The sequence below is a fragment of the Olivibacter sp. SDN3 genome, assembly GCF_014334135.1.
Lineage (GTDB): Bacteria > Bacteroidota > Bacteroidia > Sphingobacteriales > Sphingobacteriaceae > Olivibacter.
Window position 1 is genome coordinate 5401831 of the sequence record NZ_CP060497.1, and the last position, 20025, is coordinate 5421855.

Sequence of the window (20025 nt, forward strand, 5' to 3'; positions counted from 1 at the left end):
CAATATTAATAAAATATTGAGAATATCTTGAAAAGATACGAGCTTTATTTACGAAAACGATATAGTAATTTTCCTGTGATATATGACGAAGGTTCTTCAAAAAAGTACTTTCTATTTACTCCTTATTGCCTCAACAGGATCTAATTTACTGGCAATAACCGCTGGGATTATCCCTGATATCAAACCAATTGTCGTAGAAATGAATATCGCTAAAACAACCTCGTCTAAATGCACCACCACCCCTATGCCTGCGAAGACTTTTAACAGAAAAGCGAGACCGTAAACTACTGAAAGCCCCATTAGCCCTCCTATTATACACAAGGCAACTGATTCAATAAGAAATTGTGATAAAATAAAATAATTTTTGGCACCTAAGGATTTCTGAATGCCTATAATGTGTGTTCGTTCTTTCACCGAAACAAACATAATATTTGCGATGCCAAATCCACCGACCAAAACTGATAATATACCTATACAGAACCCAGCCGTATTGACCATCTTGAACATTGTATCCAATTGAGCAGTTATAATGGTAGTTTGATTGAGAGCGAAATCATCTTCTTCCCTCGGGCTAAGTCGATGGATAGAACGCATCAATCCTCTAATTTCACTTTCTACTTCATCTAAAGGTATTCCATCTTTCGCGTTAACAATAATCGAAGGGCCGAAATTCCTAACATTAATTACATTTCTAGCAAAATTCAGTGGTATCACCGCTATATTATCTAATGAAACATCAATTAACATTCCCTCTCCCTCTTCTTTGAAAACACCTATTACCGTGAACCTTCTGCCCAAGAATTGAATGGTCTTTCCTATGGGGTCCGCATTAGGAAACAAGCCTCTAGCTACAACGGCACCTAAAATAACAACAGGTGAACCACGCTCAGATTCGCTATCTGTAAAATACCGTCCTGCCTCAAATTCCAGATTCCTTATTTTATAAAAATCATGTGTGACAGCATCAACGTATACATTTTCGACATTATTATTTAAGTATTTCAATGTCTTCTCCTGAATACCGACATCAAGCGCGATTCCATCAGCTAACGTCATACGTTGTTGCAGTTGGTCAAAATCATGAATTGTAGGTTCCGGACGGTTAACATATCTCCACCAAGGATACTCTCCCCCACCACCCCATGGCCACTTTTGAATATAAATAGAACGGCTTCCTAATTTTTCCACGCTGCTTTCTAAGTTTGCCCGAAGCGTATTGACTGCCGAAAATATACCGATTATCGTCATAATACCTATCGTTACACCTAAAAGTGACAAAAAGGTTCGTGTTTTATTTTCACGGAGCGCGGTAAATGCAAACCGAAAGCTTTCTAGAAATAGTTTCAGAAAAATCATACCATATTAAGACCGATAAAACCAATAAAGGTTACACAATTAGTATCTTTTTTTACATTAATAAAGACATCAGATCACACATATTTTATTTAAGACAAATAATCGATGTTTTACGATAAAAATTCGTAAATTTGCGCGCTGAAATATTAAACAATAGTACACAGGAGACATCAACAGAACGTCTTTTGTTATTTATGGTTGCTAGGTCATTAATCTACTCATTACCATACTATTTAAACAATACACATAGATACATCTAAAATTCACAAAACATGAAGTTATCTCAATTTAAGTTTAATTTACCAGAATCCTTAGTTGCCCACGAGCCAGTTGAGTCCAGAGACGAAGCTCGTTTGATGGTACTAGACCGTAAAACCGGTGCTATTGAACACAAAATTTTCAAGGATGTATTGAACTATTTTGATGAGCATGATGTGATGATCTTAAACAATACTAAAGTCTTTCCTGCTAGACTGTATGGAAACAAGGAGAAAACTGGTGCAACTATTGAGGTTTTTCTGTTAAGAGAACTTAATAAGGAACTACGTTTATGGGATGTATTAGTTGACCCCGCAAGAAAAATACGTGTGGGCAATAAGTTATATTTTGGTGATAACGACCTTCTAGTTGCGGAAGTTGTAGACAACACAACATCAAGAGGTCGTACTATTCGTTTTCTATTCGATGGCACCGATGAAGAGTTTAGAAGAAATATAGAGATACTTGGAGAAACACCGCTCCCAAAATATATTAAACGTAAACCGACACCGGAAGATAAATTTCGTTACCAAACGATCTTTGCAAAGAATGAAGGCGCTGTTGCTGCACCTACGGCTGGCTTACATTTTAGCCGTGAATTAATGAAACGTCTGGAGCTTAAGGGGATAGAATTTGCTGAGGTAACGCTACACGTCGGCTTAGGAACATTCCGTCAGGTTGAAGTGGAAGATTTAACAAAGCATAAAATGGATTCAGAGCAGTTCATTATTGAACAAAAGGATGCAGACATTGTGAATAATGCTATCGCGGAGAAAAGACGAGTTTGTGCGGTAGGCACAACCAGTATGCGTTCCATTGAATCTGCGGTCTCCGCTAACAAAACACTCAAAGCTGCTAACGATTGGACTAGTAAGTTTATTTTCCCTCCTTATGATTTTAGTATAGCCAACAGCATGATAACTAATTTCCACACCCCTGAATCTACTTTACTTATGATGATATGTGCTTTTGGTGGTTACGAAAACGTTATGAATGCATATGAAATTGCTGTGAAGGAGAAATATCGTTTTTATAGTTATGGCGATGCTATGCTAATTATCTAATTTTATTATTTCCGGAGGGGTAGATATTTCTACCCTTGCCTTTATCAAAAGCACATGCTTAACAACAACTTTGTCATAATTGTTGGAGGAGGTTCTGGTACTCGTATGCAAAGTACAACGCCTAAACAGTTTTTGGACCTGTGCGGGCAGCCGATACTCATGCATACAATACAAGCGTTCGCTACCTGCCAGTCGAAGCCGATCGTTGTCGTCGCCTTAAACCACTCGTTCAAAGCTCAATGGCTTGAGTTGTGTAATCAGCATCTTTTCGATACATCTCATATCGTTGTTAACGCCGGACAAACCCGCTTCCATTCCGTATTAAATGCGTTAACATATATCAAAGAAAATTTTCTTAATCTCGACCACACCTATATTGCAGTACATGATGGAGTCAGGCCATTAATTGATCAGGCAATAATAGACAGTGGATATAGAGAAGTGATTACACATCAAGCACTTGCTACCGCAATAACAAGCAAGGATTCTGTTAGGATAAGACAAAAGGACACCTACAAATCTGTCGATAGAGATAATGTATTTTTAATACAAACTCCGCAATTTTTCAGCGCTAATATCATAATTAATGCATACCGGCAACCATACAACAAGTTATTTACGGACGACGCTTCTGTAGTTGAGAAAGCCGGATATCCCATTCAATTAATTAATGGCGATACCCGGAACATAAAGATTACTTTTGCACAGGATTTAATCTTTGCCGAAGCATTGATAAAATCGTCCAATTTTAAACTAAAACGCTAGGCTGCTCCTCTTATAATCCTAAGCAACACCGCAATCACTGCAATCACTAATAATGCGTGTATTATCCCCCCTTGTACATAACCTCCAAAGAAGCTGATAGCCCAGATAATCACTAAGACAACCGCTATTAAATACAATAAATTCCCCATAATAGTAATAATTAGTTTTTTAAATACGTTTTTATAACAAGATTATAACATATAATCTGTCTACCAGTATTATAAAGAGATTTATAGGTGTTTTGTTTTAAAAATTGTGTATCTATTGCAAAATACCTCGGGCATAAAAAAGGTGGTATAAGCTATACCACCCACATATTATCTTTGAAATAACAGATATTACTAAAATTTACTATTTGCATCGATACAATTCAACTCCTCAAATGCTTGAGTTAAACGCTTCACGAAACTTTCCTCTCCCTTCCTCAACCAAACACGTGGATCATAGTATTTTTTGTTTGGTGAATCTTCTCCTTGAGGATTACCTATCTGACTTTGTAAATAGCCTTCGTTCGCTTGATAATAATCTTTAATACCTTCCCAGAACGCCCATTGCATATCAGTATCAATATTCATCTTTATAGCACCATAGGAAATAGCTTCTTCAATTTCTTGTGGAGAAGACCCAGAACCACCGTGAAAAACAAAGTTAACAGGTTTTTCAGCGTCTAAATTAAACTTATCGCGAATATAGTCTTGTGAATTTTTCAGAATAATAGGTTGTAGTTTAACGTTGCCTGGCTTATATACTCCATGAACATTACCAAATGCAGCGGCGACCGTAAATTTATCACTCACCTTACTAAGTTCTTCATATGCATAGCCTACTTCTTCGGGTTGCGTATAAAGCTTGGAACTATCTACGTCCGTGTTATCAACACCATCTTCCTCACCACCTGTTACACCTAACTCGATTTCCACAGTCATACCAAGTGGTTTCATGCGTGCTAAGTACTTCTTGGATATTTCTATATTCTCTTCAATGGGTTCCTCAGACAAGTCTAACATATGTGAAGAAAATAATGGTTTACCATATTGGGCAAAGAATTTTTCGCCATGATCAAGCAACCCATCAATCCACGGTAATAACTTTTTAGCAGCATGGTCTGTATGTAAAAGAACTGCCACACCGTAATGTTCAGCTAATAGATGTACGTGGTGTGCGGCCGAAACCGCTCCCAAAACACAGGCTTGTAACTTATCATTATCCAATGTTTTTCCTGCATAAAATTGTGCTCCTCCATTAGATAATTGTATAATCACAGGTGAATTAACAGCTTTTGCCGTTTCCATTACTGCATTAATGGAGTTAGTTCCAATTACGTTTACTGCTGGAAGTGCAAATTTATGTTCTTTTGCTATCTCAAACAATTCTTGTACAGCATCTCCATGCACAACACCTTTATAACCTTTTAAACTCATTTGTAATATGTTATTAATTTTTTGATCTCCGAAAGTAGGTATTTTATTTAAAATACGCGACTTTCGAATGCAAATTTTTCATTCTCTATGGCTGTTAGTACTTAAAGCCGTATGCACTTTCTATCTTTCGTTAACAAAAATACAAATGAAGATCAAATCTAAAAACAACTGTATTTTTCCTTTTTTTTCGTTTCTTTGTAAACAAATACATTTTTTGAATGGCTTGGTTTAAACGAGATCGCGCCGGAATTAATACGGCTACAGAAAACAAAAAAGAAGCTCCAGATGGTTTATGGAATAAATGCCCGTCATGTAAGAAGCCCCTTTTAAAATCAGAACAAATTGAGAACAGATATGTGTGTCAATATTGCGGCTATCATTTGAGAATTGGCTCCACCGAATATTTTTCAGTTCTTTTTGACGACAATCAATTCACCGAATTATTCATTGATCTCCGGTCTGGAGATCCCCTAAACTTTGAAGACACCAAAAAATATACTGAGCGTCTCGCCGAGAGCTATGCCAAAACGGGGTTAAACGATGCCATTCGTTGTGGTCATGGAAAAATAGAGGGACAAGGAATAGTTATTGCATGTATGGATTTCACATTTATTGGCGGTTCCATGGGGTCTGTAGTAGGTGAAAAAATTGCTCGTTCCATTGATTATTGCATAAAACACAAGCTACCCTTCCTGCTCATTTCAAAATCAGGTGGTGCAAGAATGATGGAAGCTGCATTCTCTTTGATGCAAATGGCCAAAACATCTGCCAAATTAGCACTCTTAAGCCAGGCAAAACTTCCTTACATTTCTTTATTAACCGACCCAACTACCGGAGGTGTTACGGCTTCATACGCCATGTTGGGTGATATTAATATCGCCGAACCGGGCGCTTTAATTGGCTTCGCTGGCCCTAGAGTCATTAAAGAAACCATCAAAAAGGATCTTCCTAAAGGATTTCAAACTGCTGAGTTTGTTCTCGAACACGGATTTTTAGATTTTATTGTGGATAGAAGGGCTATGAAACATAAAATAGCCACATTCCTTAAGATGCTTAATTAAGCAAAAGAAAGGAAAAAGCCCATATCGATCGAAAATCAATATGGGCTTTTGTTTTAAAGAGAAAATCAAACCATCAGGTCTTATCTTCTGCAGGGTTATCATCCGTAAATTTTGGCGATTCATGCTTTCTACCATGAGACCGCTCGGTGAAACTCTTTCCACTGTTCGTTTCTATAATCTTTTTCTTTCCTGTTTTTTCAACAATAACCTGCTTGTCCGTTTTTCTATCTTTCAGTTCTTCCGTCATACAAACCTCCAATTACACTGTAAAAAATTAGTTATTAATAATAGAACAACGATCTGCATGGATTGTTTGTCGGGGTTCAATTGTATTATATAGCTAGACTTTTTGCAAACACAATTCTTTGACCTTCGATACGACAAAATCAATCTCTTCCTTTTTGTTGTATTTACTGAAGGAAAACCTTATAGAAGGTCTATCAACTTCAACGCCTATCGAACTAAGTACATGAGAGCCAATGTTAGAACCGGAACTACATGCGCTACCCCCAGAGGCAGAAATACCAGCAATATCTAGGTTAAACAATAACATATCAGCCATGTCCATGGCTGGAAATGAAACATTTAAAACCGTATATAAACTTTTAGCTGCATCTAACTCACCATTAAATCGAACATCCGGAATATGTTGTGAAAGCTGCTCAATCATATAATCCTTCAAACCTTGGATATAACTACGATGCTCTTCCATCTGTTCATAAGCAATCTCAAGCGCTTTTGCCAATCCAACAATACCATATACATTCTCTGTCCCCCCCCTCATGTTTCTTTCCTGTGCTCCTCCATATATAAAAGGTTTTATTTTCACATTATGATTAACATACATGAAACCAGCACCTTTCGGACCGTGAAATTTATGAGCGGCTCCTGCTAGAAAACTTAAATTCAACTTACTGAGGTCATGCGCAAAATGCCCTACCGTTTGTACAGTATCTGAGTGGAACAATGCATTGTATGCATTGCAAATTTCGGCTACTTTATAGATGTCAGTGATTGTACCCAGCTCATTATTCGCATGCATTAATGAAACAAAAGCACGTGTGTTGTTTTTTAATAGCTGCTCTAATTGATTTAAATCAACATGCCCCTTATCATCAACGTTTAACAAATGTAACACGATGGTACCTTCTCTTTCCAACTCCTGTAGTGTATGAAGTACGGCATGATGCTCAAGTGGAGAGCTGATTGCCTGCGTGATATTGTTATCGGCGATTCCTCTTCTAATGGCCGTATTATCGGCCTCCGTTCCTCCTGAAGTAAAGAATATTTCAGACGGAGAAACTTTCAATAAATTAGCCACTTTCTTACGGGCCTTTTCTATAATTGTCCGTACTTGTCTGCCGTCTGCATGAATGGAAGACGGATTTCCATAATTTTCCTGCATTACAACAAGCATTTCCTTTAATACCTCTTGGTCTATTGCTGTTGTCGCTGCATTATCTAAATAAATACGCATGCGCAAAATTAACAAGTAATACTTTAAAAAGAATTTTTATGTTATTTTTTTACATTAAATTAATTCCGTAAAGCACATGTAATTAGTAGATTACCCAATTATTTTTTCGATACCACAAACTGTATCTCTGCCATAATCCTTTCAGCTAAGGCGTTGGCCTCTACTTGAGTAGGAGCCTCCGCATAGATCCTAATAATAGGTTCTGTATTTGATTTTCGTAAATGTACCCATTCATTTTCAAAATCTATCTTCAGACCATCAAGTGTACTATGTGGCGTATCCTTGTATTTATCCCTCATTGTTGTCAACAAATTATCAATGTCTAAATCGGGTGTAAGCACAATTTTATTTTTAGACATAAAATATGCAGGATATTCATTTCTTAATACTGAAATTTTCTTTTTACTTTTAGCTAAGTGCGTTAGAAAAATGGCGATTCCCGCCAGTGCATCTCTTCCATAGTGTGTAGCAGGATAAATAACTCCACCATTTCCTTCTCCACCAATCACAGCATCAACCTCCTTCATTTTAGTAACTACATTCACTTCACCTACTGCCGCCGCATGATATACGCCTCCATGCTTCTCTGTAACGTCTTTTAACGCTCTAGTTGATGATAGATTAGAGACAGTATTTCCTTTTTTATTTTGTAAAATATAATCTGCTACAGCAACCAAGGTGTACTCTTCACCGAACATCTCCCCATTTTCCATTACGAAACATAGCCTGTCAACGTCAGGATCTACTGCTATTCCAAAATCAGCCTTCTCGCGAACAACTAATGCAGATAAATCTGTTAGATTAGCAGGTAGCGGCTCGGGGTTATGAGGAAAATATCCATTTGGATCACAATATAGCTCGTAAATGGTTTTTACACCAAGTGCTTTCAATAATGCCGGGACAAAAATACCGCCCGAAGAGTTGACCGCATCTACTGCAACAGAAAAATTTGCTCCCGCTATAGCTTGCTGATCGACTAGCTCTAATGTTAATATTTCTTCTATATGCTTTTGAAGATAACTTTCGTCGTGCGTAAGCGTCCCTAACTCATTTACATTGGCAAAATCGAAATCAAGGTGCTCAGCCATTGCCAATACCTGCTTTCCTTCTTCGTCATTAATAAATTCACCATTTTTGTTCAATAATTTAAGCGCATTCCATTCCGTTGGATTATGACTGGCTGTCAGAATAATTCCTCCTGCTGCCCGTTCTTTAGGAACAGCTATTTCTACGGTGGGTGTTGTAGATAAACCTAGATCAACAACATCAATACCAATACTCTGCAAGGTTCCAATTACAATATTGTTAACCATTTGGCCAGAAATTCGCGCATCTCTTCCAACTACCATTTTTTTATTGTTCTCTATACCTGTAATGAATTTCCCGAATGCCGCAGTAAATTTCACGATATCCACCGGTGTAAGTCCATTGCCAGGACGCCCTCCAATTATTCCTCTAATACCTGAAATAGATTTAATTAATGTCATTTGCTTTATGCTATTAAATAAAAAGAAGTCGTAAAAATAACATTATTCATCAGAATAACCTTTCTTTTTTGTGAAATGCTTTGCATCAACTTTTGGTAACCATAGAAAATAACTTTCAGAGAAGTAATGAAATTTTCACATCCTGTTTTTTCATTTCATTTATTGTTTAAATGCCGTAAAAACTTACCCTAAAAGCGTATATTTGCAACCCTATTGAATTTAGAAAATGGCAGAAGAGTGGTTTGAACGATGGTTTAACACACCATATTATCATACATTGTATAAGCAACATAACAGCAATGAAGCAGCCCACCTTTTAGCATCTTTAAGCGCTCATCTAAACCTCAGGAAACAAGCGAGAGTATTGGATGTAGCTTGTGGTAAAGGTAGGCATTCCATTATCTTGAATAAGAAAGGGTTTGACGTTACAGGTATAGATATCTCACCTGCAAATATTACTCATGCGAAACAATATGAAAATGAGAAGTTGCATTTCCATAGGCATGATATGCGAAAATTATTGTATACGAACTATTTTGATGTAGCATTTAACCTTTTTACAAGTTTCGGCTATTTCAACACAAAAAGAGAACATATCAAAACACTTCAAAATCTTAACAAAAGTTTACACGCGAATGGGCTTTTTGTAATTGATTATTTTAATACCTTTAAAGTATTAAAAACAATGCATAAATCTGAAACTAAAACTATAGGTGGAATAACATTCCATATTAAAAAGGAATTTATCGACAAAAAAATTGTAAAACTTATATCGTTCGATGTAAATGGTAGGCAACAGTGTTACATGGAAAAGGTATCCGCATTTATGGTAGAGGATTTTCAGGAACTTTTTTCCAAAAGTCACTTTAGGATAATAGATATTTTTGGCGACTATGCGTTAAGTCCATACTGCCAAAACAAGGCTGACCGATTATTAATTATATGTAAGAAAACCGTATGTTAACATCGATATTACAATTTGACACTGATTTGTTTTTAATGATCAATCAAGATATGACTAATGTTGTATTTGATTGGCTCATGCCTCAGCTAAGAAACCCGTATACATGGGCTCCTCTTTATCTTTTTATTCTTATTTTCTCTATTAAAACTTATAAGCGCAGAGGGGTGATCATGATGCTTTTCTTGGTTTTAAGTTTCGGTGTCGCTGATTTTGTTTCTGCTTCCGTCATTAAGCCCAATTTAAAACGAGTGCGGCCCTGTAACGAAATAACCCTGCAAGGAGAAACCATTAGCCGGATAAGATGTGGGAGTGGTTTCAGTTTTCCATCCTCCCACGCAAGCAATCATTTTGCTATGGCAATCTTTTTGATCATGATGTTTAAAAACAGATGGCATTCCATCCTCTGGATTGGGTTGTTATGGGCTTTTTCCATAAGTTTTGCACAGATATACGTAGGCGTGCACTATCCATTGGATGTGCTCGGTGGAGCGCTGCTAGGTGCATTAATAGGATATGCTATGGCTAGCATATTTTGGCGAGTTCAACCTGATCAAAAAAACACTTGATTTCTTTAGAGATGACCATAGGTATTATTGTTGTATTGTTTTTTTCAGCTTTTCTCGGGGGAATAAGTGTATTCTTCGTTAAAAGAGACAACACTAATCTATTAAAATTAATATTATCATTTAGTGGCGCCTATCTATTTTCGATTACTGTACTTCATTTAATACCGGAAGTATATAGCGTTGACACATCGGAGCATATCGGTATTTATGTTTTGATTGGTTTTTTGTTTCAATTACTCCTTGAGCAATTTTCGGAAGGTATTGAACACGGGCATATTCACAAACACAACCACCAAAACAACAAGTTCCCGACGGGCGTAATGATAAGCCTATGCGTGCATGCTTTTTTAGAGGGTGTGCCTTTGACTAAAGGCCCTCAGAAGGAACTACTTTTTGGTATTGCTATTCACCATATTCCTGCAGCGTTCGCTTTGGGAAGTTTATTAATCCAAACATCATTAAAAAATAGAACGCTGATCATTGCGCTTTTTATCTTCGCGTTAATGTCGCCATTGGGTTTTATCCTCAGCAATACCATAAGTAACGGAGGAATAGGTGACATCGAGCAGTACTTTGATAAAATCATGGCAATAGTAATTGGTATCTTTTTACATATTTCGACGACTATTCTATTTGAATCTTCGTCTGCGGATCATCATCATTTTAACAGAAAGAAGGTTATTGCAGTACTATTAGGTATCGGCGCTTCTACACTTAATTTTCTATTTCACTAATAAATCGACGTGTTTTTAACCTCTCATTTTATCTAATAGAGCGTTTAATTGCTTACACTCATCATCCGTTAATTTCTGTTCCAAAACAGCATGGATAGACATCTCCTTATCCAACTTTTTCAGAACTTCCAATCCTTCCACTGTAATAAAGATATCTACTGCTCTACGATCAACGTTGCTCATACGTCTGGAAACCAATTTTTTTTGAACCAATCTATCCACGATTCTACTCACATCAGACATTCTGTCTAACAACCGCTCCTTTAACAGATTGATCGTTGCGGGCTTGGAGTTTTGCCCCCTTAAAATTCTTAAGATATTATACTGCTGTAAAGTTATATGTTCTTTATCCGTACGTCTCTTTAAAAGACTTTGAATAAAATTACTTGTGTACATAATATTAAGTGACGCTTTGTGATATTCGTTCTCGAATTTATTAGTCAACAGTACCTCTTCTATCTTCATAACTCCTTTTTTATAATCAGCATGCTAATATATAGTATAAAAACTTATCAAAAAAACATATTTTTTTATAAGTGCTTAACGCTTATTCTATCATCATAAAACTCGGACAGGTATTTTCCATCTCCATGTAAAGTCCAAATTTCCCGAGGTTTGACAACAGCTATTGTTTCCTTAATGTCGTACCAATCTACATGATCCGAAATGAACAACTCAATATTGTTTCTTTCTTGAAGCCTTTTCCAGCCAGAGGCAAATACCTTTAATAGATTAGACGCTTTGAAATAGCTATTAAACGTTAATGGTGGGACTAAATAAATCAGATCTTCTTTATACCCTTTCATCTGCTTTCTATTATAAGCGAGATAATTCCAACGAGTAAACCCAAAACGTTCATAAATCCTGTGAAAGGGGATTATCGAATGATGAAGCAGCACTGTTTTTTGAGGACAATACGTATTGATTAAGGCCGTTAATCGTTGAGCCTTGCCCAGGGCATAGGTACCCAATAGTATCGGAAAAGTTGTCGTATTTAGCTTCATTATCTCTTCAATGGGATCAGGATGCCTAATAGAGGGATTAGCAAAAGTACTTTCAGTAATCAAAACATCAGCTTGAACAAAATGAACGGGATCACATGTTTCGTCTTCTTGCAATTTATAATCACCAGTATACAGGTACCTTACTCCACGATACACCATTAACACACTAACGGATCCTAACATGTGGCCTGCGGGATAAAAAGTCAACACCACATTATTAATTATAAACGGTTCATCATCCCCAATTATATGAAATTGTTTACCAGATCTCTTTCCATATCTATGATCCATAAAATATTTGGTGGGCGCTGTGGTATATACTGCTCCACACCCGGGAACGGCATGATCGCCATGCGCATGGGACACAACCACTGTATCTACAGCATGTTTAGCATCTAAATAAAACTTACCATATGGGCAAAAAATACCGTTTTCATCAATTATCAAAAAATCCGACAAAATCAACGCATCCCCTCCTACCCTTTAGGCCTCATATCTATAAAATAACGATGCAATTTTAAGACCTGTGGTATTAAAGCGATTTGATCATTATTTACGACAACAAAGTCGGCCAATTTCTCTTTTTCGAAATCTTCCATTTGTTTATTTACCCTAGAAATTACGGCATCTTTTGAGACATTATCTCGCTTCATTACTCTCTTTATTCGTAAATCAAGTGGAGCGGTTACCAAAACATTCATATCCGACAGCTTATAACTGCCACTCTCAAACAACAATGCTGCTTCTTTAAATACAAGTAACGTTTTTTGCTCTTTTACCCAGTTTTCATAAGCTTTTATTGTAGCTGGATGAACAAGTTGATTAAGCATCGCTAATTTTATTTGATCATGAAAAACAACATCTGCCAGGAACTTTCTATTGACTTCGCCACTATCCAGGTACGAAGCTTCTCCAAAAGTACTTTTAATATTTTCAACCAATTGAGCGTCGTCTTTCATTACTCGTTGTGCCTCCTTATCTGCATAAAACACGGGGTAACCCAGTACTTCGAAAATTTTACATACAACCGTTTTTCCACTTCCAATACCTCCGGTAATTCCTATCTGTAGCATATTATTTATTTCCACAATAAAAACTCCACGTTCTGTGGCTCACACTTAACTATTTTAACGAAATCTGGAACCTTTGTGATAATAACAGGCAAATTTTTAATATGATTGCTCTTCCAGTCTTCCAAATTAATGACAGCCTCAAAAGAATCTTTATCTATAGCTGTGTAATTGGCCAACGACACCATTACAGTGATTCTGACTTTTTCAGGGAGAATTTTTACTTGTCGATAACCTCTCGTATTTTCGGCTTTTATTTGTACATCTACAATTTTTTCAGTTACCTCTCCAACGGGTATTCTAATATCTACCATTGATGGATGGACATTAATATTTGCCTTCTGGCTTTTTGAAAGACTTAATCGAGCAACTACTTCCTCACCGACATCTTTTCGACTAAAGGTATCGGTGCTCCAATGATCAATCTGCACTAAATCCTCTAGAGGGCCAGTAACCGTTACAAACTTAGGTTCTAGCAACACATCACCAACTACATCGTATTGCTTTTTAAATTCAAAGTTATAGTTCAAGCTCACCGGTACGCGCTTCACCGCTTGTTCCGAAAAATTAAAATACAAAGTATCTGGTGCAATAGACACTATACGCTGATTGGCACTAAACTGTCTGTTAATATATCCCATTTGATTAGAGAAAACTACCCAATCTCGAGACTTTAGCCCATTCAAATCCACTTGAATATCTTGCGACTTCAGTCGCAGATTTGAAAAGAGCACTTGCCAACCCGTACCCTCCACCTGCATCTTTACAGTATCAGACTGCAAGGGATGAAATGCACGCTTCGGCGGTATATTAACATACTTAAGCGACACATTCACACTATACACGTACCTATTCGATAACGCAAAGAGGCTCCATACTAAAAAGGAAACTAGCAAACATACTGCGAATAAAGTCAATTTTTTCTGTTGCTTCCTATTAAGATTAAAAAGTGCCATTAAGTAATTTCTCTACAAATAAAAACGCTTAACAAACAGCTCCTATTTCCCAATAGACCGGCATTTTGTTAAGCGTTTTATCAGCTGGTTTTCATAAAAATAAGTTTGGTTTACGCCTACGCAAATTATGCCGCAAGCAGATTTACTTATTTCTTTTCTTCCGCGGCAGCATTCGTTTGTTTAGGAGCGTTTACCACCTTCGATGCGTCCAAGGATACGGCAGTCTTATCAAATTTAATTTTCGTTCCACTACCAACATCAATCATCAAGGTGTTTTCACCGATCTCCACAATTCGCCCATGGATTCCAGCCGTTGTTACAACCTTATCATTAAGCTTTAACTCTTCAATGAATTTCTTATGTTCCTTCTGCTTTTTCATTTGAGGCCGTATCATAAAAAAATAAAATACAACCACAATCAATCCCATCATAATTAAGGATTGCATTCCTCCACCTCCTGCTTGTAATATAACTGTTGTTATTGTCATGAATAATATAAATTGTTATGTATTAGAAAAATTTTACTGTACTTCGCCTTTTAAATGCAACATGCTCTGCGCCGGATCGGCGTTACTATAAACGGTAATAATTTTATGTTGCACCCCTTTTTGCCCTGCACTGTTAAAACCAACTTCAATGCTTCCATTTTCACCAGGTTTTATAGGTTTTTTATCAAACTTAGGTGTAGTACAACCACAACCTGCCTGCACATCACTAATAATTAAAGGAGATTTCCCTTCATTCGTAAATTCAAAGGTATGGGTTACTTTTTCGCCCTCCTTAATATTAGAAAAATCATATGTATCCCTATCGAAGGTAATAATAGGTGCATTTGCAACATCGGCAGAATCCGGAATCTGCATATTTACTCCCGTATTATCATCTGTATTTACGCTTTCGATAATGTTTTCACCCGCACTCTCTTCTGATTTTTTTGATTCATTGTTACATGCTGCAAAAACAAACACAGCGGCATACAATGTTAAAAATTTTATTTTCATATGCTTGAATATTTATTTCTATCTTTTGGTCTAATCCCTTGTGTTGGATATAAAGGTTAATAGAAGAAGACATCGGTAAAGAAAATGATCGTTAACCAATAAGTCCTCTACCAAATTTTCTTACTTTTCCCCCGTCTTTCAATTCTATGAGAATTTTGTCTAATATACCATTAATAAATGAATTACTCTTTGGCGTACTAAATTCTTTGGAAATTTCAATATATTCATTAATTGTTACTTTCACTGGTATCGTTGAGAAATTAATTAATTCAGCAATCGCCATTCTCATTAATAAGGTATCTATTAACGCTATACGATCCGCTTCCCAGTTTTTCGTCTTGCCCGCTATATAGCTCTGGTAGTCTTCCGCATGCCTCGTTGTTAATCTAAACAGATCGATAATAAACTCTTTATCATCGTCCCAGTTTGGGCAAAGTTGCGCCAATTTATTCCGGTCCGGGTCTTCACTGTTAAAGTTTTTCAACGTCTTTGCTAAAAGCGCCTGCAAAACATCTTTGTCTGTTCCCCAATTTATAAAACGCTCTTCAAAAACCTGTTCAATAGCAGGAGATTTTAATATTATTTTTTTAAAGGTAAATTTAATAATATCTTTTTCAACCTTTAAAGATCGATCGTCATTTTCCAAATAGGCGATATATTCTGGTGATTGCTTCAAAATATGAAAAATACTTCGAATCAGCTCCCTATCAAATACTGCATCTACTTTGTACTTTTTTGATAGATCGATAAACTGTTCATTCTGCCTTAACAGTTCAATAAACGTGTTGTTTGCCAGCTTTATATTAGTATTAAGATCATTTTCCGAAGGCAAAAACTTATTTGCTCTCCCTTCCGCATCAGTCAACGTATACTCTGACACTTCCGATAGTAGGGCCAACACCCAAATGTACATTTCGTATACTTGATCAACACTCTTCAATAGCGATTTTTCAAAGTTTTGAATATTTCTATCTTCCGAAAGTTGATAGGCATAGATTGTCTGCAATACTTTGACTCTCAGGTGTCTTCTATTTAACATATTTTAAAGAACGATTTTGTGTTATTGATTGGTATATCCGTCAATTATATTACCAATTATCTTATTAATTTTGCTTTATCTTCTTTATAAGTGCTATACGCTCCTGGGCCAACTGAAGTGCGGCCAAGTTAGTCGATATCTTCTCATTCATCGATTTTTGTATTACCGAACGCGTCGCCTCATAAATGCCTTCAGTAAGAGCTGCGCTCCTCGCCAAACTATATCCTGCTATCTCTGCGTAACAACTTATAAGTCCGCCGGCATTGATTAAAAAGTCGGGAGCATATATAATACCTTTTTCTAAAAGTTTTACACCATGTTCGACATCATTGGCTAGTTGATTATTTGCTGAGCCTGCAATAATTTTGCAGCGCATTCTTTCAATCGTATACGTATTTACAGTGCCGCCAAGTGCACAGGGCGCGTATACATCAACATCCATGTCAAAGAGATTGTTATGAGCAATAGCTTCCGCCCCATATTTATTACAAACCTGTATCATGCGATCTTCTACAATATCGCTTACGTATACTTTCACGTTCTCTTCCCTTAATAAAGATACCAAATGTTCTCCAACTTTGCCTGTCCCTTGAACAGCTACTGTTCTACCAGCCAAACTATCCGTCCCGTACAATTCCTTATTTGCCGCCTTTATCCCCAGAAACACACCCTTTGCCGTGAACGGAGCAGTATCTCCACTCCCTCCCATAGATTTAGGCAGTCCAACAACATGGTTGGTTTCCATATGAATAAATTCCATGTCCTTAGAGGTAGTTCCAACATCCAAAGATGCAATAAAAGACCCATTCAAATCCTCAACGAACTGTCCTAACCGTCTCAGTATAACTTCTGATTTTTGCGTCCTATGGTCACCAATAATAACAGCTGTTCCTCCCCCCAGATTCACGCCGCTTATTGCCGCTTTATAGGTCATCGCTCTAGAAAGTCTCAGTACGTCATCTATAGCTTCCAACTCCGTTTTATAAGGTAACATCCTGACGCCGCCAATAGCTGGACCTAAAGTTGTATCATGTACAGCAATGATAGCCTTTAATCCTATACTGCTATCTTGACAGAAAACTATTTTTTTATGTTCAAATTGCTTCAGCAGATCAAACATTTGAGGACGTAAAGTTTCGGAAGACATATGATAATTCTTTTGTATCTGCGATTCTTGGCAAAAATACTAATTTTATGCTATCTTTTCATCTCTTTTAAAATCATTTCTCCAATAAAAAAACACCTTAGCGTCGATCGATATATATTAGTCTTATATTATTGACTATGTTAGCTATTTACAAAGGCTATATGTAATTTTGTCGAACAAAGAGATCATAATTTAGGTTACTATGAAGCATCTTGCTTATCTTAATAAATACTTGTTCAAATATCGTTGGCATCTCATACCCGGTTTTGTTTTCGTAGTCGTTTCTAATTATTTTGGAGTCATTCCTGCACAAGTCATTCGTATTGCATTTGATCTTGTAAGGGAAAACATCTCCGTATATAGGCTATTTAACGGGTTTGAAAGGCAAGAACTTGTCTATCAACTCTTCGGATACAGTTTGTTATTATTTGGATTAATTGTGCTCGTTTTAGCATTGATCAGAGGTTTATTTCTCTTCTTAATGAGACAAACTATTATTTTAACTTCCCGCAGGATAGAATATGATCTGAAAAATGAAATATACGCGCATTATCAACGTCTGGATATGGCTTTCTTCAGAAGAAACAACACAGGTGATTTAATGAACAGGGTTACCGAGGATGTCAGTCGTGTGCGCGCTTATCTGGGGCCTGCTATTATGTATGCGATTAATACTATCGTACTTTCAATTATGGTTATTACTGCGATGTTCAGCGTAAATACACGTTTAGCTTTATACGCCTTAATACCTATCCCTATTTTATCTGTCATTATACTATTTGTTAACAAGATTATAAATAAAAGAAGTGAAAGAATTCAGGAAAAACTTTCGGCGCTGAGTTCATTTGTACAAGAAACATTTTCAGGTATAAGAGTCATAAAAACATACAATCGGGAACATGCTAAAATGGCAAATTTTTCTGCAGAAAGTGGTCATTATAAAGAAGCTTCGCTATCGTTGGTTAGAGCGCAGGCCATCTTCTTTCCGTTAATATTATTACTCATCGGTTTAAGCACCGTCATAACGATTTACATTGGCGGTTCCGAGGTTATGCGCGGAAGCATCACCTCGGGTAATATTGCGGAATTTATTGTATATGTTAACCAACTGACATTTCCAGCCATGTCACTAGCGTGGGTGACTTCTTTGGTACAACGAGCGGCTGCTTCGCAAAAACGTATTAATGAATTTCTAAACACTCCTTCAACGATACAATCCGCGAGTGTTCAGACAGTGTTTACAGGTAATATTTCGTTCAAAAATGTCAACTTCACCTATCCAGACACGGGTATCACCGCCTTAAAAGACATTTCCTTTGATATTGCACCGGGTAAAATCACTGCTATCATCGGCAGAACAGGAGCGGGTAAATCAACCATCGCCCGTTTGTTAATGAGAATGTACGACGCACAATCCGGTGAAATTTTAGTAGATGATACGCCGATAAACCGATTAAATCTACTGAGTTACCGCAGCGCGATTGGCTTCGTACCACAGGAAGTTTTTCTGTTTTCAGATACTATTGCTAAAAATATTGCTTTCGGGATGGATGAACTGAACATGCCTCTTGTTAAAGAAGCTGCAAAGAAAGCAGCCGTCTACGACAATATCATTAATTTTGAAAAAGGATTCGACACTTTCATTGGTGAACGTGGCATTACCTTATCCGGCGGACAAAAACAACGCATCTCCATTGCACGAGCGATTGCCATTGATCCGAAGATATTGATTTTTGATGACTGTCTATCTGCCATTGACACAAAAACAGAAGAATTAATTCTGCAAAATCTCCGAGAAATCATGCATGAGAAAAGTGCGATATTCATCGCTCACCGAATCTCAACGATAAAAAATGCCGATCATATTCTAGTAATGGAACAAGGTGAGATCGTAGAACAAGGAAAACACGAAGCACTACTTGCTCTACGCGGTAGTTATTATGAATTATACGAAAAGCAGTTATTGGAAGAAGAAAACGTCGGCTAAAAATAATAAAGGAGGCTATCTAAACCTCATTTGCTGTTTATCCAACATCCCCATTTGATCTTTCATCATCTTGATCTGATCAGCAAGCAATTTATTTTTATCTGCTTTTTTTGCCTCCTGCAGGAGCTGTGTTGCCTCTCTCTTATTTCTCTTGGCCATCGCTATTCCCGCTAAACTCAATTTAGCAAGTGCGATATTGTGATCCATCTGCATTCCTAAACTCAATGCCTTCTTGAAATATTTTTCTGACTGCAACGGTGCAGTCCTCGATTCGATCAATCCAATTAACAGATGATAATAACCATGCTGGGCTCGGATCAGTTGTTTCTCATGGTTTCTAATTTTATTCAACCATTTCTTCGCATTATCCATATTCTCCTTACGCAGATAAAACTGGGCAATTAGCATATTTTCATTGAAGAAAAAGGTAACAAAGACAATAATTGCCAGGAGAAGTGACACAATTCCCCATCCCCAATAACCAAAAACGAAGAGGCTCACAGCCACTCCCAATATTAAAAAGGCTAAGATTATACGAATGAAATTTGGCATATCAACACAATATCTAATGATTATTCTAAACTATTAATTATTCTAGCATGTAATTTTACAGCTGCAAATATCTGTTAATTTATGGTTTTAAACAACTCCTTTAATCGTGTAACATG

Annotated in this window: 22 protein-coding genes; 7 read left to right on the top strand and 15 right to left on the bottom strand. The window is 36.9% G+C overall.

Annotated features, from left to right (window positions below; genetic code table 11):
• Positions 1 to 111: 111 nt before the first annotated feature.
• Positions 112 to 1356, bottom strand: coding sequence for an ABC transporter permease (locus H8S90_RS22720; RefSeq protein ID WP_187340071.1), 1245 nt, complete (start codon positions 1354 to 1356; stop codon positions 112 to 114).
• Positions 1357 to 1628: 272 nt separating this feature from the next.
• Between H8S90_RS22720 and queA the strand changes: the two genes are divergently transcribed.
• Together queA and H8S90_RS22730 are read left to right on the top strand one after the other, a co-directional pair.
• Positions 1629 to 2678, top strand: a complete 1050-nt coding sequence (queA, locus tag H8S90_RS22725) for a tRNA preQ1(34) S-adenosylmethionine ribosyltransferase-isomerase QueA (protein WP_187340072.1) — start codon at positions 1629 to 1631, stop codon at positions 2676 to 2678.
• A 54-nt stretch (positions 2679 to 2732) separates the two neighbouring features.
• Entirely contained in the window at positions 2733 to 3443 is a 711-nt protein-coding gene (locus H8S90_RS22730; RefSeq protein WP_187340073.1) for a 2-C-methyl-D-erythritol 4-phosphate cytidylyltransferase, read from the top strand.
• On the opposite strand, the gene H8S90_RS22735 is transcribed toward H8S90_RS22730, so the two are convergent.
• Together H8S90_RS22735 and fbaA are read right to left on the bottom strand one after the other, a co-directional pair.
• Complete coding sequence (locus H8S90_RS22735) at positions 3440 to 3592, bottom strand: lmo0937 family membrane protein (protein WP_187340074.1); 153 nt, start codon at positions 3590 to 3592, stop codon at positions 3440 to 3442. The two genes, H8S90_RS22730 and H8S90_RS22735, sit on opposite strands and share 4 nt — an antisense overlap.
• Before the next feature lie 192 nt (positions 3593 to 3784).
• Positions 3785 to 4864, bottom strand: a complete 1080-nt coding sequence (fbaA, locus tag H8S90_RS22740) for a class II fructose-bisphosphate aldolase (RefSeq protein ID WP_187340075.1) — start codon at positions 4862 to 4864, stop codon at positions 3785 to 3787.
• A 218-nt stretch (positions 4865 to 5082) separates the two neighbouring features.
• Between fbaA and accD the strand changes: the two genes are divergently transcribed.
• Complete coding sequence (gene accD, locus H8S90_RS22745; protein ID WP_187340076.1) at positions 5083 to 5925, top strand: acetyl-CoA carboxylase, carboxyltransferase subunit beta; 843 nt, start codon at positions 5083 to 5085, stop codon at positions 5923 to 5925.
• 73 nt (positions 5926 to 5998) lie between these two features.
• On the opposite strand, the gene H8S90_RS22750 is transcribed toward accD, so the two are convergent.
• From H8S90_RS22750 to glmM, 3 genes are all read right to left on the bottom strand, one after another.
• Positions 5999 to 6172: a hypothetical protein gene (locus tag H8S90_RS22750; RefSeq protein WP_187340077.1), complete on the bottom strand. Its 174-nt coding sequence runs from the start codon at positions 6170 to 6172 to the stop codon at positions 5999 to 6001.
• A gap of 93 nt (positions 6173 to 6265) precedes the next feature.
• A complete protein-coding gene (locus tag H8S90_RS22755) occupies positions 6266 to 7402 on the bottom strand; it encodes a cysteine desulfurase family protein (protein ID WP_187340078.1) in 1137 nt (378 codons plus the stop codon).
• Positions 7403 to 7500: 98 nt separating this feature from the next.
• Positions 7501 to 8889 (bottom strand): phosphoglucosamine mutase, encoded by a 1389-nt coding sequence (gene glmM / locus H8S90_RS22760; RefSeq protein ID WP_187340079.1) that lies wholly within the window; start codon positions 8887 to 8889, stop codon positions 7501 to 7503.
• Positions 8890 to 9115: 226 nt separating this feature from the next.
• Here glmM and H8S90_RS22765 point away from each other — a divergent pair, with 226 nt between their 5' ends.
• The 3 genes from H8S90_RS22765 to H8S90_RS22775 are packed head-to-tail and all read left to right on the top strand — an operon-like array spanning position 9116 to position 11153.
• Entirely contained in the window at positions 9116 to 9853 is a 738-nt protein-coding gene (locus tag H8S90_RS22765) for a bifunctional 2-polyprenyl-6-hydroxyphenol methylase/3-demethylubiquinol 3-O-methyltransferase UbiG (protein ID WP_187340080.1), read from the top strand.
• Positions 9847 to 10419, top strand: coding sequence for a phosphatase PAP2 family protein (locus tag H8S90_RS22770; protein WP_187340081.1), 573 nt, complete (start codon positions 9847 to 9849; stop codon positions 10417 to 10419). Before H8S90_RS22765 ends, H8S90_RS22770 begins: the two co-directional genes overlap by 7 nt.
• 11 nt (positions 10420 to 10430) lie before the next feature.
• Positions 10431 to 11153 (top strand): ZIP family metal transporter, encoded by a 723-nt coding sequence (locus tag H8S90_RS22775; RefSeq protein ID WP_187343155.1) that lies wholly within the window; start codon positions 10431 to 10433, stop codon positions 11151 to 11153.
• A 15-nt stretch (positions 11154 to 11168) separates the two neighbouring features.
• Here H8S90_RS22775 and H8S90_RS22780 read toward each other — a convergent pair whose 3' ends face one another.
• From H8S90_RS22780 to H8S90_RS22815, 8 genes are all read right to left on the bottom strand, one after another.
• Positions 11169 to 11618 (bottom strand): MarR family winged helix-turn-helix transcriptional regulator, encoded by a 450-nt coding sequence (locus tag H8S90_RS22780; RefSeq protein ID WP_187340082.1) that lies wholly within the window; start codon positions 11616 to 11618, stop codon positions 11169 to 11171.
• Positions 11619 to 11683: 65 nt separating this feature from the next.
• Entirely contained in the window at positions 11684 to 12604 is a 921-nt protein-coding gene (locus H8S90_RS22785; protein ID WP_255501704.1) for an MBL fold metallo-hydrolase, read from the bottom strand.
• Positions 12605 to 12633: 29 nt separating this feature from the next.
• Complete coding sequence (gene coaE / locus H8S90_RS22790; protein WP_187340084.1) at positions 12634 to 13230, bottom strand: dephospho-CoA kinase; 597 nt, start codon at positions 13228 to 13230, stop codon at positions 12634 to 12636.
• 5 nt (positions 13231 to 13235) lie between these two features.
• Complete coding sequence (locus H8S90_RS22795) at positions 13236 to 14183, bottom strand: YbbR-like domain-containing protein (protein WP_187340085.1); 948 nt, start codon at positions 14181 to 14183, stop codon at positions 13236 to 13238.
• A 146-nt stretch (positions 14184 to 14329) separates the two neighbouring features.
• Positions 14330 to 14671: a preprotein translocase subunit YajC gene (gene yajC / locus H8S90_RS22800; RefSeq protein WP_187340086.1), complete on the bottom strand. Its 342-nt coding sequence runs from the start codon at positions 14669 to 14671 to the stop codon at positions 14330 to 14332.
• 33 nt (positions 14672 to 14704) lie between these two features.
• Entirely contained in the window at positions 14705 to 15184 is a 480-nt protein-coding gene (locus tag H8S90_RS22805) for a DUF1573 domain-containing protein (RefSeq protein ID WP_187340087.1), read from the bottom strand.
• A gap of 91 nt (positions 15185 to 15275) precedes the next feature.
• Positions 15276 to 16223: a transcription antitermination factor NusB gene (nusB, locus tag H8S90_RS22810; RefSeq protein WP_187340088.1), complete on the bottom strand. Its 948-nt coding sequence runs from the start codon at positions 16221 to 16223 to the stop codon at positions 15276 to 15278.
• 64 nt (positions 16224 to 16287) lie between these two features.
• Entirely contained in the window at positions 16288 to 17370 is a 1083-nt protein-coding gene (locus H8S90_RS22815; RefSeq protein WP_187340089.1) for a Glu/Leu/Phe/Val dehydrogenase, read from the bottom strand.
• Between the two features lie 202 nt (positions 17371 to 17572).
• On the opposite strand from H8S90_RS22815, the gene H8S90_RS22820 reads away from it, so the two are divergent.
• A complete protein-coding gene (locus tag H8S90_RS22820; RefSeq protein WP_187340090.1) occupies positions 17573 to 19357 on the top strand; it encodes an ABC transporter ATP-binding protein in 1785 nt (594 codons plus the stop codon).
• Positions 19358 to 19372: 15 nt separating this feature from the next.
• On the opposite strand, the gene H8S90_RS22825 is transcribed toward H8S90_RS22820, so the two are convergent.
• Positions 19373 to 19909, bottom strand: coding sequence for a DUF2892 domain-containing protein (locus tag H8S90_RS22825; protein WP_187340091.1), 537 nt, complete (start codon positions 19907 to 19909; stop codon positions 19373 to 19375).
• Between the last annotated feature and the right edge of the window lie 116 nt (positions 19910 to 20025).

Bases quoted from the DNA above. Each gene is read 5' to 3' on its own strand.
- H8S90_RS22720 (WP_187340071.1), bottom strand. From the start codon at position 1,356: ATGATTTTTCTGAAACTATTTCTAGAAAGCTTTCGGTTTGCATTTACC.
- queA (WP_187340072.1), top strand. From the start codon at position 1,629: ATGAAGTTATCTCAATTTAAGTTTAATTTACCAGAATCCTTAGTTGCC.
- H8S90_RS22730 (WP_187340073.1), top strand. From the start codon at position 2,733: ATGCTTAACAACAACTTTGTCATAATTGTTGGAGGAGGTTCTGGTACT.
- H8S90_RS22735 (WP_187340074.1), bottom strand. From the start codon at position 3,592: ATGGGGAATTTATTGTATTTAATAGCGGTTGTCTTAGTGATTATCTGG.
- fbaA (WP_187340075.1), bottom strand. From the start codon at position 4,864: ATGAGTTTAAAAGGTTATAAAGGTGTTGTGCATGGAGATGCTGTACAA.
- accD (WP_187340076.1), top strand. From the start codon at position 5,083: ATGGCTTGGTTTAAACGAGATCGCGCCGGAATTAATACGGCTACAGAA.
- H8S90_RS22750 (WP_187340077.1), bottom strand. From the start codon at position 6,172: ATGACGGAAGAACTGAAAGATAGAAAAACGGACAAGCAGGTTATTGTT.
- H8S90_RS22755 (WP_187340078.1), bottom strand. From the start codon at position 7,402: ATGCGTATTTATTTAGATAATGCAGCGACAACAGCAATAGACCAAGAG.
- glmM (WP_187340079.1), bottom strand. From the start codon at position 8,889: ATGACATTAATTAAATCTATTTCAGGTATTAGAGGAATAATTGGAGGG.
- H8S90_RS22765 (WP_187340080.1), top strand. From the start codon at position 9,116: ATGGCAGAAGAGTGGTTTGAACGATGGTTTAACACACCATATTATCAT.
- H8S90_RS22770 (WP_187340081.1), top strand. From the start codon at position 9,847: ATGTTAACATCGATATTACAATTTGACACTGATTTGTTTTTAATGATC.
- H8S90_RS22775 (WP_187343155.1), top strand. From the start codon at position 10,431: ATGACCATAGGTATTATTGTTGTATTGTTTTTTTCAGCTTTTCTCGGG.
- H8S90_RS22780 (WP_187340082.1), bottom strand. From the start codon at position 11,618: ATGAAGATAGAAGAGGTACTGTTGACTAATAAATTCGAGAACGAATAT.
- coaE (WP_187340084.1), bottom strand. From the start codon at position 13,230: ATGCTACAGATAGGAATTACCGGAGGTATTGGAAGTGGAAAAACGGTT.
- H8S90_RS22795 (WP_187340085.1), bottom strand. From the start codon at position 14,183: ATGGCACTTTTTAATCTTAATAGGAAGCAACAGAAAAAATTGACTTTA.
- yajC (WP_187340086.1), bottom strand. From the start codon at position 14,671: ATGACAATAACAACAGTTATATTACAAGCAGGAGGTGGAGGAATGCAA.
- H8S90_RS22805 (WP_187340087.1), bottom strand. From the start codon at position 15,184: ATGAAAATAAAATTTTTAACATTGTATGCCGCTGTGTTTGTTTTTGCA.
- nusB (WP_187340088.1), bottom strand. From the start codon at position 16,223: ATGTTAAATAGAAGACACCTGAGAGTCAAAGTATTGCAGACAATCTAT.
- H8S90_RS22815 (WP_187340089.1), bottom strand. From the start codon at position 17,370: ATGTCTTCCGAAACTTTACGTCCTCAAATGTTTGATCTGCTGAAGCAA.
- H8S90_RS22820 (WP_187340090.1), top strand. From the start codon at position 17,573: ATGAAGCATCTTGCTTATCTTAATAAATACTTGTTCAAATATCGTTGG.
- H8S90_RS22825 (WP_187340091.1), bottom strand. From the start codon at position 19,909: ATGCCAAATTTCATTCGTATAATCTTAGCCTTTTTAATATTGGGAGTG.